15 protein-coding genes are annotated in these 17149 nt (G+C 39.7%); 3 read left to right on the top strand and 12 right to left on the bottom strand.

Going from position 1 to position 17149, the window contains the following annotated elements; translation table 11 throughout:
• Positions 1-139: 139 nt before the first annotated feature.
• Entirely contained in the window at positions 140-2545 is a 2406-nt protein-coding gene (locus tag B9A58_RS03865) for an ABC transporter permease (RefSeq protein WP_084371100.1), read from the bottom strand.
• 109 nt (positions 2546-2654) lie between these two features.
• On the opposite strand from B9A58_RS03865, the gene B9A58_RS03860 reads away from it, so the two are divergent.
• Entirely contained in the window at positions 2655-3101 is a 447-nt protein-coding gene (locus B9A58_RS03860; RefSeq protein ID WP_084371989.1) for a nuclear transport factor 2 family protein, read from the top strand.
• A gap of 94 nt (positions 3102-3195) precedes the next feature.
• Here the strand turns inward: B9A58_RS03860 and B9A58_RS03855 are convergent, their stop codons facing one another.
• The 9 genes from B9A58_RS03855 to B9A58_RS03820 form a co-directional block, all read right to left on the bottom strand.
• The gene (locus B9A58_RS03855) at positions 3196-4014 is read right to left on the bottom strand and encodes a DUF6503 family protein (RefSeq protein WP_084371099.1); all 819 of its coding nucleotides are present in this window, start codon (positions 4012-4014) and stop codon (positions 3196-3198) included.
• A gap of 325 nt (positions 4015-4339) precedes the next feature.
• On the bottom strand, positions 4340-5374 hold the full coding sequence (locus tag B9A58_RS03850; RefSeq protein ID WP_084371098.1) for a Fic family protein: 1035 nt from the start codon (positions 5372-5374) through the stop codon (positions 4340-4342).
• Between the two features lie 587 nt (positions 5375-5961).
• Positions 5962-6336: a type II toxin-antitoxin system VapC family toxin gene (locus tag B9A58_RS03845; RefSeq protein WP_084371097.1), complete on the bottom strand. Its 375-nt coding sequence runs from the start codon at positions 6334-6336 to the stop codon at positions 5962-5964.
• Positions 6323-6493, bottom strand: coding sequence for a hypothetical protein (locus B9A58_RS20305; RefSeq protein WP_176214669.1), 171 nt, complete (start codon positions 6491-6493; stop codon positions 6323-6325). Before B9A58_RS20305 ends, B9A58_RS03845 begins: the two co-directional genes overlap by 14 nt.
• Positions 6494-6777: 284 nt before the next feature.
• On the bottom strand, positions 6778-7074 hold the full coding sequence (locus B9A58_RS03840) for a type II toxin-antitoxin system RelE/ParE family toxin (protein WP_084371096.1): 297 nt from the start codon (positions 7072-7074) through the stop codon (positions 6778-6780).
• Positions 7067-7318: a type II toxin-antitoxin system ParD family antitoxin gene (locus tag B9A58_RS03835; RefSeq protein ID WP_084371095.1), complete on the bottom strand. Its 252-nt coding sequence runs from the start codon at positions 7316-7318 to the stop codon at positions 7067-7069. The genes B9A58_RS03840 and B9A58_RS03835 overlap by 8 nt, the downstream gene beginning before the upstream one ends.
• Before the next feature lie 158 nt (positions 7319-7476).
• On the bottom strand, positions 7477-9069 hold the full coding sequence (locus B9A58_RS03830; protein ID WP_084371094.1) for a hypothetical protein: 1593 nt from the start codon (positions 9067-9069) through the stop codon (positions 7477-7479).
• Positions 9070-9170: 101 nt separating this feature from the next.
• On the bottom strand, positions 9171-10145 hold the full coding sequence (rlmF, locus tag B9A58_RS03825) for a 23S rRNA (adenine(1618)-N(6))-methyltransferase RlmF (protein WP_084371093.1): 975 nt from the start codon (positions 10143-10145) through the stop codon (positions 9171-9173).
• Positions 10146-10354: 209 nt separating this feature from the next.
• Positions 10355-11656: a DEAD/DEAH box helicase gene (locus B9A58_RS03820; protein ID WP_084371092.1), complete on the bottom strand. Its 1302-nt coding sequence runs from the start codon at positions 11654-11656 to the stop codon at positions 10355-10357.
• A 421-nt stretch (positions 11657-12077) separates the two neighbouring features.
• On the opposite strand from B9A58_RS03820, the gene B9A58_RS03815 reads away from it, so the two are divergent.
• Positions 12078-14414, top strand: coding sequence for a DUF2339 domain-containing protein (locus B9A58_RS03815; protein ID WP_084371091.1), 2337 nt, complete (start codon positions 12078-12080; stop codon positions 14412-14414).
• Positions 14395-15624, top strand: a complete 1230-nt coding sequence (locus tag B9A58_RS03810; protein ID WP_139793731.1) for a DUF3999 family protein — start codon at positions 14395-14397, stop codon at positions 15622-15624. The genes B9A58_RS03815 and B9A58_RS03810 overlap by 20 nt, the downstream gene beginning before the upstream one ends.
• Positions 15625-15692: 68 nt before the next feature.
• Here B9A58_RS03810 and B9A58_RS03805 read toward each other — a convergent pair whose 3' ends face one another.
• A complete protein-coding gene (locus B9A58_RS03805; protein WP_084371089.1) occupies positions 15693-16103 on the bottom strand; it encodes an EF-hand domain-containing protein in 411 nt (136 codons plus the stop codon).
• A gap of 82 nt (positions 16104-16185) precedes the next feature.
• Positions 16186-17142: a methylenetetrahydrofolate reductase [NAD(P)H] gene (gene metF / locus B9A58_RS03800; protein WP_084371088.1), complete on the bottom strand. Its 957-nt coding sequence runs from the start codon at positions 17140-17142 to the stop codon at positions 16186-16188.
• Positions 17143-17149 lie beyond the last annotated feature (7 nt).

The raw sequence follows: 17149 nt of genomic DNA, 5'->3' as shown, positions 1-17149 counted from the left end.
GAAAACATAAAAAAGCGAAGTCATCCAATCATTAGGGAGATTTGTAAATGATCAAATGAGCTTCGCCATCACCAAGATTGAGTGGCTGCCTTTTCAATTAGACGACCTTTTTATTTTCAGCTATTCACTGACCCTTTTTTTATTCATCCCTCAATACTTCGGAAGGATTAGATATAATCACCTTGTAAAAGTTGCTTAATACAGTAACTGAAGAAATGACAATGGCCAATGTGCCTGCCAATACATAAGGCCAAACGCCAATATTGATTCTGTAGGCAAAATCATCTAGCCAGCCTTCTACGAAATAATAACTAATAGGAATGGAAGAAATAAATGCAATAACAATCAAAATGAATTGCTCTTTGTAGCCAACATAGAACAGTTTCAAGAAATTGGCTCCTAGTACTTTTCTGATACCTATTTCTTTCATTTTTTGCTGCGCAATGAATGATGCCAGAGCGAATAGTCCTAAGCATGCAATGATTACTGTAAGTATCGCAAAGGTGCCCAAAATAGAACCCATATTGTTTTCCTCTTGATACAGTTTTCTCAATTCATCATCCAGCATTTTGTAAGTGAACGGGACATTGTTGACGTTCTTTTTCCATACTTCTTCCAGATGGGTCAATGTTGCCTGATCTGTATTGTTCAATCGGATCGCAATATGACGAGTGAAGAAATTGCCATTGTTATTCTGCCTGTTTCTCCTGATGTCCAGCGCAAAGGGGCCAATGGGAGAGTGCAAGGATTTGTAATTGAAATCTTCCACCACGCCTATGATTTTCTCGTTACCTCCTCTCGACACCATTCTTTGACCAATGGCATCTTCTGGATTGGCATAGCCCAATGTCTTAGCCAGTGTTTTGTTTACGATCATGGACATAGAGTCTTCTCTGGCGTATTTCACTGAGTAGTCTCTCCCGGCTATGATTTCCATTCCCAAAGAAGATACAAACTCCTCATCTACAACCAATGCCGGATAGTAGTTCCAGACACCTGCAGCCATGCCTTCATGGTTGAATTCATGATTGTTATTGTTGACGGCCAGAATATCACTCATGACCGTCACATTCTCAACGGCCACGTTACTCATGAGCTGGGTTCGGAAGGCGTCATAGGTTTGTCCTATTCTGGTATTCGCCACGTCCAGTACCATGATTTTATCTGCGTCAAAGCCATAGTCTTTGTTGTTCATCATGGCCAATTGATTATAGGTCACATAAGTGAATATGATGAGTACAATAGCAATCGTGAATTGAGCAATCACTAATACTTTTCTCAGAACCTTTCCACTGCCTTGTGAGATCATTTTGCCCTTGAATACCACCAGTGGATCAAACGATGAAATAAAGAAGGCTGGATAGACTCCTGACAGAAAGCCAATCAGAAATACAATGCCCGTCATGATAGAAAGCATCTTCAAATTGAATAGCTCGCCAACGCCAATTTCTAAGGAAGGTTCTAAGTAAGATATAGATACAAAGGAAATGCCCAGCGCAATAAAATAGGCAATGAAAGCAATAATGATAGACTCCGCTAAAAATTGAATGATGAGCTGACTCTTGGTGGCACCAGTGACCTTTCTGACACCAATTTCTTTTCCTCGCAAGAGAGAATAAGAAGTAGAGAGATTTACAAAATTCACCATGGCAATGATCAACAGAAAGACAGCACATGAAGCAAAGATGTACACGTATTTGATGTCACTGTTGGGTGCCATTTCGAATTCCAAATGAGATTTCAAATGCACGTCTTCTATAGGGATCAAATAATGTGAAGTCCCATCCTTGGATCTGGGATCGTAGTATTTTTCTATAAATTCAGGAAATTTGGCTTCGAAGTTTTTAGCAGATACATTTTCTTTCAAGGTGATGTATGTCCATGCTGGATTCCATACCCAGTTTTGTTGTAAGAATGGAAAGGCATCTACTGTGGCAAACGAGTGCAATATGTTCGTTTTGATATGTGATACTGAATTTTGTTTGTATACCCCAGTCACTTCAAATTGATTTTGAAAACCTACTCTGGTAATTTTTTTTCCAATTGGATTTTCCTCTCCCCAGTATTTTTTGGCTATTGCTTCGGATACTACAGTTTTCCAGGGTGCATCCAGCACCGTTTCCTTATTGCCCTTAATCAATTCGAAATCCATCATATCGAAAACAGCAGAGTCTGTGAAGTAGACATATTTTTCATTGTACAGTTCTTGATTTTCGAGTTGGATGGTGACGATGGGGTTCTGAAAATCGAAAAATCTGGTCATGTATTCGATATCATCTGGAAAGTCCTTGAGTAAAAACTTACCTGTGTTTGGCGGACAGCTGGCAGAGTTTTCCGTAAAGTTGTCGCTCTTGATGATTTCGGCTATTCTATACAGTCGATCAGCATGGGGGTGGCCTGTATCATAGCTGAGTTCTTTTTTGATATAAAGGGTAATAAATATAAAGGCAGACAAACTGATCGCCAAGCCTAGTATGTTGATGGATGAAATGAGTTTATTCTTGGATAGGCTTCTGAGTGTTACTTTGATATAGTCTGTTAGCATGAGTGTTGAGTTTTTTGATTAACTGCTATTACGAAGATGCAACTGTGCCGTTATTAGTTTTACATGAATGGTGATTTTTAGTGACCCAAAAACCATTTACCTTAGTCTAATGAACAAATCACCTTTAGCCCAGTGGCATCAAATGCTTGAAACCAAAGACATCAGTCTATTAGAGCAGATCATTGATGATAATTGCGTGTTTCATTCTCCCATTGTTTTCAAGCCGCAAGAGGGAAGGCGCTTGACCCTGATGTACCTGACTGCTGCTTTTCAAATGTTTAATGAGGCAGTTTATTTCAAATACATCAAAAAAATAGTTCAAGAGCAAAATGCCATGTTGGAATTCAATGCGGAAATTGATGGGATTCTGATAGATGGCATAGACTTGATCACCTGGAGTGATGCAGGCCAAATCACGGAATTCAAGGTGATGGTAAGACCACTAAAGGCCATTGATTTGATCAAGGAAAAGATGCTCGCCCAGCTGACCAACATGAGCACTATGGACAAGCTGAAACTCAAAGGAGGTATGCTTTGGGACAAGTTGAAGTCCTAATTAGACCAGGGGAGAGTCTCTTGTTACAAATGCACGAGTCGGGTAGTATTTCAATGATTTGATAAACCAGATAAATATAGATCTGATTATTAATTCAATTCTTATCGAACATGCTTCGTTTAAGTCCAGTATTGAATTTGATGTCAGTCCAAGTCACAATGACCCAAGGTGCATCACTTACTTCGGCATCCCAGGTGGATCTTTTATACTTTCTCTGGCTGGGTATCGGTAGACCGTCTATCTCTTCATATTCTACCTGCATGAGCAATGGGGTCTCCATCATATTGAAGTCCGCCACTGTAAATAGAAACTGATCTACCAGTGATGTCTCTTGGTTGATATAAACTTGGTAGGTATCAGTAGGTTTACCGTTTTCGGAGTTGAAGGTGATAGTCACAATATCGTAGGTTTTGGTTCCAATGAGTTTTTTGCCAAGATGTTCATAATTCAGCCCTGGATCGAGTAATTTTTGAAACATGGCAAACCAGTAGAAGTTTGTCTTTCTGTTGAACTGAACGCGTTTCATAAATTCTTCATTTTTCACGTATACTTCTTGATGTTTGAGCCAGAACTCTTTGCCATTGTATCCTTGAGTAAAGGCACCATCCAATTGCGGTAAGGTTCTTTCATGCTTGAGGTAAGTGCCCATGGACAACTCCCCATCAAAAATGTATTGTTCTGAAGAAACGTCTGTCTTACCATCTGGTGTTTGGTACGTGTAGGTGTACACCACATCTTTTTTGTCCAAAAGGTCTTGATAACTTCCAGTTCTCTCCACCATACCATAGATCAGTTCATGGCCTTTGTTTTGAAATTGAACAGTGGCCTGCTTCTGATTTTCTGAGGGTTTGCTTTGCTGGCATGCAGACAGGAGAACTAAAGGTAGAAAGAAAATGTAAAGCGCTTTTTTCATTATGGTTTTCTTTGATATTTTGATGGAAATCAATGGTTCGTATTAATGTAAACTATGCCCAACGCGACATGGACAGATTGGTTGATCTTTCGTCTCGAACTGCTGGACACACGCCTAACTAAATGTACTGTAGATAAGTTCCAGGTTTTTTTGACAGTGTATGAAAAACTGGTTGATTTATTTCTTTGCTGAATCTAATTGACCATGACGTCCAGCTATGGCATGTACCTTGGACTTTCAAATATCCTTAAAGTTTTCGGTTTATTCAATCACTGTCCAACTGCTCATTAGAGGCATGTGCTATATCGTTTGTTACATTTTGTTTTTACAGTAAAGAATAATTTGTTCCAGGACCGGTTCCATGACGTTCGATTAAATTCAAACTTAGCAAATCACTAAGTACACGTTTAACAGTAGGGTTTGGAATGTCAAGATTTTTAGCAATGTCTCCTGATTTGCATCCTGCATGGTCTGAAATGAATGCCAATATTGACTTTTCTCGTGGGGACAATTTTGAAGTTGTTCCGGTTTGTTCCAGTTTGGCCAAAAGCTGTTCTTGAATATTCATTAAAACACTGAAAAAGAAATTGATCCAAGTTGTTACATTCTCATTTGGCCTTTGGGCTTGACAGCTTCTTAATTCTCTGTAATATTCGGGTTTTCGACTTTCAATTTCATGTTCGAAACTGACATACTGAATCCATTTATACCCGCCTTTTAGAAGGAGTAGACTGGCTAATAATCTACTCAGTCTGCCATTGCCATCTTGAAAAGGGTGAATGGAAACAAATTCGTAGGAGAAAAGAGCGCTTTTGACGAGTTGGTGTGTTTGAGTATCTCTATTGTACCATTCGAATAGAGACCTCATTGCATCATCTGTTTCAAAACCAGGAGGAGTTGTCTCAAAAATCAGTTGTTTGGTACCATTAGGTAAATTTGCTTCCACATTATTACTGTGCTGCTTATAATCACCTTTATGCCATTGATCTTTTTCGCTATATTTCAAAAGGATATTGTGAAGGTTTTTTATTTCGTTTTCTGTTACTCGTATGTCATTGTATGATTCCGAAATAATATCTAAAGCTTCAAAATATCCAGCGACCTCTTGTTTATCTCTTTCGGTTAATTTGTCGATAGAAAGATTCCGTAATAAAATATCAACCTCTTCATCACTCATCTTCGATCCTTCAATGCGTGTAGAAGCACCAACACTTCTGACAGTTGCGATAGACTTTAGCTGTTTAAGGCTTTGACCTTCTCTTTTTTCGATTGAATTCCAGGAAGCATCAAATCGATCCAGTTTGCTGATGTTGTTGACCAGTTCCCAGTTAAAATCTAATTCAAAATTGCATACTTTCATTTAAAATGATACGATATGATCCGTAAATATACGATAATGAAACGATAAGTTTGATACGATATGAGCTAAAAATATACGTAAATGATCCGAAGCTTATGAAATGTAACGCCTGTGTAGGACGATGTGTGAGGTTGATGTGTTTTTGATTGGTCCTTCATCTTGTTACTAGTTTGGGCATACTACCTCCTGTCATCTTTGATAACTATTTTGATGGAAATCAATGGTTCGTATTAATGTAAACTATGCCCAACGTGACATGGACAGATTGGTTGATCTTTCGTCTCGAATAGCTGGACATACGCCTAACTAAATGTACTGTAGATAAGTTCCAAGATTTTTTGACGCTGTATGAAAAACTGGTTGACTTATTTTTTTGCTGAATCTAATTGACCATGACGCCTCTGTATGAATCGTGCGTTTTTGTGAAGATAATGTTTCGTCTACTAAATAGCCAACTCTGCGAAGTGGGCTATTACCTTTTTTATTTCTCAATAGGCCAATTCGCAGAATTGGCAGGGCTTCCCGAATGCATGAAACTTTCGTCTAGCACTATCAAAGCATGATTTCATCACAGCATGTTATGATCTTTATTCAGCCGAATAAATGATTACATCTAATTCTTCAACTTTGTCAAATGCTTTATCTGCGGTGAGCAAAGGTAATTTGCTGTAAAAAGATGATGCCGCTACAATTGCGTCAGGTAGTTTCAGTTTTCTTGATTTCCGAAATTCTATAGTTACTTTCTTGATACCTGAGTTGATGTTGAGCACTTGACATTCGCTGATCAGTTGCTCAATCAAAGACTGTTCTTCAGTTGATAAGTTCGGTACTGCCAGTAATTCAAGTTCAGTGATTACAGATATTACTAGTTGCTTGCCATCAAGAATTTGTGTGATTTCCGGGTCGCCATTAAGAAGATAAATTAGAATGTTGGTGTCAACAAAAAGCTTATTTCCAATCATTTCTTGAGTTCGACTGGTAATTGATTGGGTCTATTTTGTCTTTAAGTATTCCGCTGTACTTAGTTGCCGAAATACCCTTGTTTTCCTTGGATACTACTTCATTCAACTTCTGGAGTTGCTCTTGTATTGGAGTGCCTTTTTTTATTACTGTTACCATAAGACAAATATACGAAATGTTACGTTCAGAGTTCAATAAAGGCATTGATCATAACTCGCCTGTGTAGGACGATGTGCCCTCACAGCTTGATTAAAGCAGAAAGATAGCCGATCCGCGCACAACCACAAAAGCTTGTTTAGCCATTAGCCCAAGTTTGGATTGCTGTGGAAATCACGAATGCGTTATCGGTATTCTAGAGTTTCCGCGAGGAGCGATGGTGCTGATTCTGGCATTGATTCGGAAAGCTCGTAAGGGCATTCATGCCTACACCATGTTATATGGATTTATTTTAGGTGTGGTTTTAAATCCATTCTTTCGTGCAGAATTCTTACTACTTCTATTTCTTCTGCTGAGCTCTCGTGATAAAAAATGATGTGCTTGTTAATACTGTAACCCAAAATCTGAGATGATATTTCATTATATGGTTTTCCAATGTTGGGTTTGTTCGAAATATCTATGCAAGCAGACTTAATTGCTTGATAGTATTTATCCGCTTGGTTTTCAGACCAAGTTTCTGAGGTGTATTCCCAAATATCAGAAAGGTCGTTGATGGCTTCCTGTCTCAATGCGAGTTTAGCCATTTTTTGCTCGATTAGCTTTCAGAGACGTTAAGTGTTCATCAAAGTCAAAGTTTTCTACTCTCTGGCTATCCATTCCTTTTTGAATAGCTGCCTTGAGGGCGATGACTTTTTTTTCTTCTTCTTCGAGCAGTCTTAGTCCAGCTCGAATAACTTCACTTACGTTCTTATATCTGCCGTCTGAAATGCTGTGTTGAACAAATTCATCGAAATAGTTTCCAAGCGATATGGATGTGTTTTTACTCATACCCAAAAGTACCAAATATTGGTATTATATACAAATATGCTCTTTCCCTACAACGTCCAACTATCACCTGTAAGCTGGACTTTTCAAATATCTATAAAAGTATCTCATCGCACTAGCCCTTGCAAATAGCTCAGTTAGCTTATGGATGATAGTGTCTGTTAGGCTTTCGGTTTATAGTTCGGGTTCCAAGCTAATTGTATATTCGTGCCAATTTTCTCCTTTTTATAAGAATTCCACAAGGAGGCCATTACTCCTCCATCTTTTAACCTTGGACAACTGTTATCTCGATAATAATGTGCAGAACAAACGAACGCTGTATTATTTGGAAAAAGGTCGAATTTCCTGCGATCTGGATTGTTCACAAATACGTTTAAGAAAACGATATCTGCCTGTGTTTCTCCGAATTTAGTTACCTCATACGGGTTTTGTGGCGTTTTTAATTGTAGCATCTCGCCAACAATTCGTTCTACCAAAGTTCTGATGTCTTTTTTGCTGAATCGTTCATTCAGAAGCACTTTTGCTTTCACTCTTTTAAAATTCTCAATACTACAGTCCTTGATGTCCAAAACTTCATAATGCTTGGAATCCAGCTTAGGGAAGAAGTGATATTTATAAGCATTTTCATTGATCTCAGTCTCCATAATGGGCATGATCAAAATATCCTGAGTATCGATCAGTTTCTTATAAAGTTCAGCCACATCATCAGTAAGATTCAAATCATTACTTGCTAGTCTGATAAATCCAGATGAACTACGATTATGTGTGAAACCTACTAAATATCTATCATAATCAGGGAATTGAATTGAAGCCCCTTTTGCCAGTTCAATTAAAGCGAAAACCAAATGATTTTTATCTTCAATTGTAGTGTGAATATTGACATTCAATTGAGGTTGATTTAGTTGAGCTTCATCCAGGTATTTGATATGAGCTTTGGGGTTTTTATACATCAAGCGAAACCATTGTTGTGAATTCACTTTGGAGCTCTGAAAGTGCTTAATTATAATTTCAGGGTTGCTAGCAAGCACTCTTAGAAAACCAACCAAAATACCACAACCTATGTCGTAGCTGTCATCTATAATGCGGTCATATTCCCAATATTTCATTGAGGAATTTTCGTATGTCTTTGGAGATTTGCCATAGCGGTAACTTATGGTGTCTCCATCAACAAAAACATTCCCATGGTTTACAGCATTTCTTAGGTTTAAGTTAATTTCTGTTGAACAGTTAAATCCATTTTTTGAAAGACAAGGAAGTATTTGTCCGAGCGTGTTAAGGTTGGAATAGTCTTTTTCGGAATATTCGTCCACAATGTTTTTAATAACTCGAAATAGATTCATCAATAAATCTTCACAAATCTGAGCGAATGCAGGATTCCTAAAAAGAGTGGTTTTGAACGACTCTTCGAAGGCTACATGTCTAATCTCCGAAATTCCTTTTGTTATATTTTCGAAGGCCCGAATTGCTTCAAAAAACTCTACCGTGGAGTTCTCAAATCCATTTTCAAAAGGTGTAAATCCATTATCCAATAGTTGATTTAGGTTTACCTCAACCTCGTCTGCCACAGTTCGATTCCAATAATAAGGCGGTTTAGCAAAAGACAGTTCACGCAACAACCCTAGTAGAGCAATAGGAATATCGCCCTTAATTTTCGTTATCTTCTTAATTTTTTTGGAGTCCTGATCTAAGTCTTTTACACCACAGGCTTGGTTGTAGAAAATTAAACTTTGAAGAAATCTAGACTCGTCATCCATGTGTTGATTTTTGCGCTACCTCACTGAAGCCTAACATTCGTATATCACGCACTGGTGCGTGATATACGTTCAGTGTTTTCCTGCAAAATAGTTAATATCAATTACTTCTTCCTGTCATTCCACTTCAGATCCTTCCACGCTTTCTGTTGTGCTTTGGTGAGGAAGGTCCAAGTCACGATACGGCTGGATTTGTTGCCTTGACCCATGGGGAGGGTATGGACAATCGTGGCTTTGACCTTTTCCAGTGCCTCGTAGATGCCTTTGAGATTGGACTGCTTGGAAACCAATGAAGAGTACCAGAAGCAAGACTCAGGAAACTTACTGCTCTGACGCACCAGCTCTCGGATGAATTTTCTTTCACCACCCTCACACCAGAGCTCGTTGGTTTGCCCTCCAAAGTTGAGTGTTGCCTTTTTAGTCTTTTCTTTATTCAGATTGTTCACTTTTCGTAGTGAGCCTTTTTGCGCTTCTTCTGCTGAAGCGTGGAAGGGAGGATTGCAGATGGTGAGGTCTACACGTTCTTCTTTGGTGAGTATGCCATAGATGATGTCCTTGGGTTCAGTTTGCAAACGAAATTCTATTTTCCCATTCAGTGTTGGGTTTTGGTCTGCAATCTTTTGTGAAGAAGCCATGGACTTTGCATCTATGTCAGAAGCGATAAACCGCCAGCCATATTCTTTCTGTCCAATGATCGGGTAGATGCAGCTCGCACCTACACCAATATCCAAGCAGGTGATCTTCTCACCAGTAGGAATCTTACCATAATTGTGACTGCAAAGCCAGTCCGCGATATGGTGGATGTAGTCGGCTCGCCCGGGAATAGGAGGGCAGAGATAACCGTCAGGAATGTCCCAGCCTTCGACTTCGTATTGAAGTTTAAGCAGCGCTTTGTTTAGGATCTTTACACTGTCTGGATTTGCAAAATCAATGGAGTCGTCGCCGTGTAGGTTGGGACGGATATGTTCGGCTAGTTCGGGCAGGGCACCTGTCAAAGCATTGAAGTCATATCGCCCAGTGTGCTTGTTTCGCACATGTAGTTTGGGTATTGATTTTTCCTGTTTCTTTTTGCCTCCCATTTTTATGTTTATTCTATCTAGAATTATAGTTTTTTTGTCATTTCGAACGGATGTGAGAAATATCATCACCATTTAATCAGTACGATGAGATTTCTCTCGTTACCACCCTTTTGGTCTGCGTATCATTAGGTGCAGAAGAAGGCCGAACGGGATTGCTACGTCGATTCAAAGCCTGACGACAAAAGAGTCTTCTCGCAATGACGAAAACGTCATCCCTGTTGCTCTCTTAAGTAAGTCGCCAATAGTTTTTCTAGCAACTCCTCTTTTGACAAATGCTTCAGTTGATCTTTGAATTCTTGTTTGGTAGCAGTATCCAGTTTATCACCCACAGGTTTAGATTTTGCAACCTTTTGCGCCCAAACCATTGCTTTGCCCACCAGCTGATCCTTGGCACTAGGTACAGGCAGGGTTTTAAACTTAAGGTCTAAACCTTTCTGTATCTCATTCCATTTTTCTCTTTCTTCTGGAAAGATGAAAGTCAGGCTAATTCCAGTTTTGCCAGCACGAGAAGTACGACCACTTCTGTGCGTATAGGACTCCTTGGTATCTGGCATGTGATATTGGAAAACAATGCCTATGCTATCCACATCCACACCTCTAGAAGCTACATCAGTAGCAATCAGTGTACTGATACTGCCAGCTTTGAACTGATCCATGACTTTGTTGCGAAGGCCTTGTGGCAAATCTCCATGGATGGCTCCACAACTGAATTTGTTGGCTGATAGCTGCTTGTATAGCTTTTGCACGCCAGATTTGGTTCGGCAAAAGATGATGCTTTTTTCCTGGTTGTATTTTTTGAGAAACTGGAGCAGTACATCCAGTTTTTGTTCGGCCGCCAGCTCGATCAACTGGTGCTGAATTCCAGTGTTTGGAGTTTCAGCCTTGCCCACCAAAACTTTGATCAGGTCCTTATTTAGATATTTTTTAATCAGATGATTGACTTCATCTGGCATAGTGGCCGAGAACAACCAGGTGGAATAGGTACGATTGGCCGTCGCCAAAATCTTATCAATGTCCCCTTGAAATCCTTTGAAAAGCATTTCGTCTGCTTCGTCAAACACCACATATTTCAATGTTTCTAAATGCACTACATGGCGCTGAACCAAATCCATCAGACGGCCAGGCGTAGCCACTACGATATGGGTGCCATTGCTCAAATCGTGGATTTGTGTCTTGAGTGATACACCTCCATAGATAGATTCTGTTTTGAGATTGGGGATGTATTTCGATAGAAAAGTCAGCTCTTTGCCCACTTGCTCACACAATTCTCGGGTAGGCACCAATACAACAGCTTGCACCTTGCCAACAGAAGAGTCAATTCGCGAAAGCAGTGGTGCACCATAGGCGTAAGTTTTTCCAGTGCCAGTGGCTGATCTACCAATAAAATCGCCTTCATGGCTCATGAGGACAGGAATCGTCTTGGCTTGTATCTCACTGGGGACGTCAATGCCTTTTTCTGCCAGGGCTTTTTTGATATTGAGATGCAGATTGCTCGAAGAAAACTTTTCCATAGGTACTTACATGAATATAGGCGCAAAGCTAGCGATATAAATGGTAGAATTGATCGGCAATGTCATCTTCATAGCCTGTTATAAGTCATTGAAAGTTTAAGAAGATAGTATGGTCTGGATTGTCCACCATTCAAACCTTGGAGACTCATACTTTTTCTTGATAAAAGTATCGGTTTGCCGAAGTGGTAAAAGTCAAGAAAACTTAAACGTTCAGGGACTTTTCGCCACACCCCTCAACAATTTTTTCACCAGCACTGGTTGTCACATTTTGTAAATGCGGAAGAGATAAGCTTCTATTCATTGTATGAATATTAGATAACTAGATGAATGGGAGCCTATTTTTTGTCACAAGATCAAAGAAAAAGTTAAATTGTCGGGCTTTAAGTTTTGGGTGATCCCATAAAAAGAAACCACTGACTGAATGGAAGGATTTATCATACTGTTATTAATTGTACTCTTGATCATGGTGGTCAGGCTGATGGATAGGATTGACAAAATAGATACCAGAGTCAAACACATCCACGATGAAGTATTGGGCGAAATGGACGGCAGGCAGCCAAAATCAGTGAAACAGCCTGTGGTAGAGAAACCAAAGCCTGCTGTAGAGCCACCCAAAGAGGTGGTGAAAGAAAAAGTGCCTGACCCTGTGAAGGAATTGATCGCACAATCCCAGGCGCCAAAAGCTGCTGCCGTTCGGCCAAAAAGGAAGGTGGTGAGCAAACCACCAAGGCCATCTTTCATGGAGCGCAATCCAGATTTGGAGAAATTCATTGGAGAAAACCTATTGAGCAAAATCGGTATTGTGATTTTTGTGATTGGCATGGGATTTCTTGTCAAACTGGGTATTGACAATGAAGTAATTTCCGAGAGCATGCGGGTGGCGATTGGGATATTGATAGGTGGTGGCATGATAGGATTGGCGCATTATATGCGCACCTCGTTTAGTAAGTTTAGTTCTATTCTGGTTGGTGGTGCTTTGGCTGTTTTGTATTTCACCATTGCTTTGGCGTTTCATGAATATGCATTGATCCCTCAGACGGCTGCCTTCATTATTATGGTATTTATTACAGCCTTTGGTGTGCTGCTTTCTGTTGCTTATGATCGTAAGGAACTGGCCGTATTGGCTATCATAGGTGGTTTTGGTACGCCCTTTTTTGTAAGTACAGGCTCAGGCAATTTCAGTGTACTACTCACCTACATATTGATTTTAGATATTGGTATGTTGGCCCTGGTGTACTTCAAGAAGTGGAACGTGATCAACTATTTGGCATACGGGTTTACCTATTTGCTCTTTCTTGGAGTTTATTTTACCAAGTTTATAGACAATCAGGATGAAACCAGATTTCCTCTGTTTTTATTTCTGACAGCTTTCTACTTGATCTTCTTTTTGATGACGATTATCTACAACGTGAAGAATAGCAGGAAATTCAAGTATCCTGAAATTATGATGCTTTTGACAAATTCCAGCTTGTACTTTGGATTAGGGCTTGGATTGGTGCAGGGTTACAAAGAAGGCCTATTGAGTGGTTTGTTTACAGCACTGGTGGCTATTTTCAATTTCGGTTTTGCCTTTGTGCTTTATCGAAGAAAGGACATTGACAAAAATCTACTATTTTTATTGATAGGGCTGGTATTGACTTTTGTCAGTTTGATTGCGCCTATTCAGTTGGAAGGCAACTACATCACGCTATTCTGGGCAGTGGAGGCCGTGCTACTGCTATGGCTTTCGCAAAAATCTGGTATTCAATTGATGAAAGCTGCTTCTGCACTCATTACCATTTTGATGTTGATTAGTCTTACGATGGACTGGCAGCAAAACTACTATCCGCGATATGATTATGTAGTACTCCAAATATTCTTAAATAAGGCTTTTATGGCCTCGTTTGTTGCCATGACTTCTTTGATTGGGTCAATGTTTTTGATGAAGGCAGATGAGACTTTTGAAATAAAAGGGATGCAACTCACCTGGAGAAAATCATCTATTCAAGTGCTATTTGCTTTAGTTTTCTATTTGGGATTTGCTTTCGAACTTCATTATCAGTTTTTAAGTATGGATTGGGTGCTTTCGAAGCGACTCATCTTGCTGGGTATCTACAATTACATTTATGTATTGCTCGTGGTCATGGTAGCACGTACCAAGCCAAGTGCGCTACTGGAGAAGGCTAGTTTTGGGCTGTCCGTTCTGGCTGTGGGGTCATATTTGACCTATTATTTGAGTGCGGTCAATTATTCAATAAGTTTTCACATCTTGGACGACGGATTAAATACAGGTTTCTACTGGCATTATGTGATGTTGATTCTGTTTGTGTTGATCTTGATGAGTGCTTATCAATACATTCAAAAAAACTATACTTTCCAATCGAAAATAGGGCATGTCTCACTCTGGGTTTTGGCTTTTATTGGCGTGTTTGTCAGTTCGGCTGAGGTGGGACATTTGTCCATGTTGTATCAGTTTGGTTCTGGCAAGGAAGAGTATGAAGCTTATGATGCAGCTGTTCGATCCGTATATCCTGTGGTCTGGGCGCTATCTGCTTTGATCCTGATGGTAGTGGGGATGAAGCTAAGAATGAAGCCTTTGAGATTGGCTTCACTGGTCGTGTTTACCATCACCATAGCTAAATTGTTCTTTTATGACCTGGCTGGAAATTCGACAGGCAAAATCATTTCTTTCATCTTGTTAGGTGTGATTTTGTTATTGATCTCATTTCTATATCAGAAGCTAAAATTTATTATTCAAGATGATGAAAAAAAGAATTAGTTGGCTGATCTGCCTATTGATAGGCCTACAAGCCAAAGGGCAAGATTTCAAATTTGAAGCGTCACTACCTACAGTGGCTGACTCTGGTTTCCATCAGGTGGTGCTGTCGCCCGAACTATTGGGGCAAACTCAAAAAAACTTGTCTGATCTCAGGGTATATGATCATGCTGGGGAGGAGCAGCCATATCTTGTATGGAAGGAATCTGAAATTTCCACTCAATCGCTTTTTAGGGAATATGAGATCACAGAGAAGGAGTATCAAGAGGATGCTATTTCGTACTTGATCTTTAGCAATAAAGACAAAAAAGCAATTGATAACGTGAGTTTTCTGGTAAAGAATACAGACGTAAAAAAAAGAGCAAGATTAAGCGGCAGTAATGATTTGGAAAATTGGTATGTGATCAAAGACAACTACTTGCTACATGCTATGAGAAGTGAGGAGGAGACGTCAGAAATGAAAATCCTAAACTTCCCGTTGAGCGACTATGCCTATTTCAAATTGGAAATCAATGACAACTATCGTTTGCCTATAAATATTCTCAAAGTTGGCTATTATGACATGCAGCAGGCGAAAGGCCTCACCACCTCATTCCAATGCCCTAGAATAGAACAAAAGGATAGCGCCAAGGTTTCTTACGTGAAGATGACTTTCTCCGAGCCTATGTATATGGAGCAACTACAGTTTACGGTAAGTGGCGCAGAATATTTTTTCAGACCTGCCTGGGTGAAGGTGAAGCGAACTGGGGTGAATAAACAAAACAAGCGTTATATCTATTTTGAATCATTAGGCAGTTTTGACTTGAATTCTAATAGTAAAAATGAGCTTTCGTTTGAGGGAACTGTGGGAAAGGAATTCTTGCTAGAAATAGATAACCGTGACAATCAGTCACTCATTGTAGAATCCATTCAAGCTGCTTATCTCAATAGGTATGTGGTGGTGGACTTGTTGCCGTCTGCCAAGTATACTTTGAATTTTGGTGATGAGCAATTGAGAAAGCCAGACTATGATCTCAAGCAATTTGCTGATCAAATCCCTAGTGATCTTACCAGGATCAATCATCAGGCTGTGGTCGCTATTCAGCCAGAAGAAGATCAAGTCGCAGAGTCAGGATTCTGGAACAACAAATATCTGGTATGGTTGGTTATTGCTGTGGTGGGTTTTGGACTGACTTATATTTCACTGAAAATGGTGAAGGAGATAGGGGGGTGATGCTGGAGACTCATTTGATACTCAGAGCTCTCAATGAGAAACTCTGAGTGAAATCAAACCGATAATTTTTATTTTCTTTTCTTGTGATCTGGTCTTTTGTGCGCTTTGAATTCTTCCAAGCTCACAAAACCGTCTGAGTCAGTATCCATCTTTTCAAAGAGTAAGTCTGGATTCATTTTTTTAGATCTTCTTTCTTCACGAGCTTCACTCATTTTTTCGAATTCTGAATATTCAATGGTGCCATTTTTGTCAGCATCCATTTTGTCGAAAGCCTTCCTTGGGTCGCGCTTTTCCTTGAGGTCTTCTTTTCTTTTTTCTGCCCCAGATTTGAATTCTTCCTTGTCTAGCTTGCCGTCTTTGCTGGCATCCAATTTGGCGAATACTTCTTCTTTGTCGGGACGTGGAGGCTGTGCTTGTGTCTGAGAATAAAAGAATACACCTACAACAAGTGCGCTCATTTTTAACATTGATACTTTCATTTCTTTAGAATTTTTGATTTAAAGTTCGTTAGACTACTGAAGTATCAAAAGGTTTAATTGGAACCACAGATTCTTATTTTAATCAAAAAACCTCTTTTGCAATTTTCTGCACACTTGATGATTTTCCCATAGAGTAGTAGTGCAACACGGGTACGCCATGTGCCTTGAGCTCCTGAGACTGCTGAATACCCCATTCTATGCCCACTTCTTGTACCTCTTTGTTGTCTTTGCATTTTTCGACAGCATCTACCAAAGCATCTGGCAAATCAATCTTGAAAAAACTTGGCAGTACACTTAGTTGGCTTTTGGTTTTGAATGGTTTCAGCCCTGGGATAATAGGCACATCAATGCCAATTTCCTTGCATTTCTTTTCGAAGTCAAAAAACTTTTGATTGTCGAAAAACATTTGGGTCACAATATATTTCGCGCCCGCATCTACTTTTTGTTTGAGGAATTTCAAGTCAGAATTCAAGCTTGGTGCCTCAAAATGCTTTTCGGGATAACCTGCCACACCAATACAAAAATCAGTAGGATTGGCATTTTCCATTTCATCATCTAGGTATTTGCCTTCATTCATGCCTTTTACCTGATGAAGCAAATCGATGGCGTAGTCGTTTCCTCCTGGTTCTGGGGTAAACTTAGGCTCAGATTTGATCGCATCACCACGGAGCACGAGTACATTGTCAATCCCCAAGAAATTAAGATCGATCAAAGCATTTTCGGTTTCCTCTTTGGTAAATCCGCCACAGATAATGTGGGGCACAGGATCTACATCATATCTATGCTTCAATGCCGCACAGATTCCCACTGTTCCAGGCCTTTTTCGGGTGGTCTTTTTCTCAAGGAGACCATTCGGATGTTTTTTGTAAACATACTCCTCGCGATGATAGGTCACGTCAATAAAAGGTGGATTAAACTCCATCAGTGGATCTAAATGATCAAAGATGTTTTGAATGTTTTCTCCTTTTTTTGGTGGAATAATTTCCAGTGAAAAGAGCGTGTTGCCTTTTGCATTCGCTATATGTTCAGTTACTTTCATGGTTATT

Source organism: Reichenbachiella faecimaris, from assembly GCF_900176375.1.
Taxonomy (GTDB): Bacteria; Bacteroidota; Bacteroidia; order Cytophagales; family Cyclobacteriaceae; genus Reichenbachiella; species Reichenbachiella faecimaris.
This window is presented reverse-complemented; position numbering and strand designations above follow the sequence as displayed.